The sequence below is a fragment of the Pseudoalteromonas sp. Isolate3 genome, assembly GCF_022398505.1.
Taxonomy (GTDB): Bacteria; Pseudomonadota; Gammaproteobacteria; order Enterobacterales; family Alteromonadaceae; genus Pseudoalteromonas; species Pseudoalteromonas apostichopi.
Genome location: NZ_JAKEVN010000267.1, coordinates 1 through 947, shown reverse-complemented (window position 1 = coordinate 947; position 947 = coordinate 1). Strand labels below are relative to the sequence as shown.

General features: G+C 33.4%; 1 protein-coding gene. It reads left to right on the top strand.

Annotation, left to right across the window (positions count from 1 at the left end):
• Positions 1-99: 99 nt before the first annotated feature.
• The coding region (locus L1D46_RS20750) for a hypothetical protein (RefSeq protein WP_239978181.1) at positions 100-947 on the top strand (848 nt) is incomplete at its 3' end.

The following is a 947-nucleotide window of genomic DNA, read 5'->3' as shown; positions in this document are numbered from 1 at the left end:
ATACAAGCATTTCGAGATAATGAGGTTGATTACCAACACCCATTCACTAAATTCATTACCGAAATTAAAGATAAAAATGTACCTGTAAACCAGGCTTTTTTGAATAACTTACCACAAGATGTAATAAATACTCTAATCAGTGACACAATAAATACCCCTGAAATAGAATGTCTTCCTTTAAGTGAACTCATATTCAAGAAGACATTAGGAAACCCCTTTTTTGTTTTACAATTTACGACAGAGTTGTATGAGAAAGGTCTGCTATATCACAACCTAGAAAAAGATTGTTGGTGCTGGGATAAAGAAACTATTTTGGCAGAAAACATCACCGATAATGTTGTTGATTTTATGGCAGGTAAAATTAATGAGCTACCAGATCATGCCTGTGATTTACTTAAGTATGCTGCAAGTGTTAGTAATACATTCGACACTAATATGTTGGTAGCGCTTTCTGATAATCAATACACAGCCAAGCAGATAATTAATAATTTGATCCCTGCTATTGATAGAGAACTTATATTAACTCCGCAATCTATTTCACATGTCATTCCTTCACAAGTGGCCGTTAATGAAAATGTGCAATTAAAATTTTTACATGACCGTGTGCAGCAAGCCGCCTACTCACTCATCCCTGAAAATGAGCGTCAGCAAGTTCATATTAATATTGCCAGACTGCTTTATCAGTATGCACTTAACAATAACATTCTAGATAAAAGCTTATTTGATCTAGCAAACCAATTTAATAAAGCAATAGAGCTTATATGTAATCCTCTTGAAATAAAGCAAGTTATTGAAATTAATTATTTAGCCGCAAAAAAAGCGTTTGACTCGGCGGCTTATAGCTCCTCTTATAATTATCTTAGCTTTGCTAAGAGGTTATTAAAGATAGAGCATTTTAAAGTTAACTATAGTGTAACGTTTGAGACCTTACTGTTGTTATGTAAAGT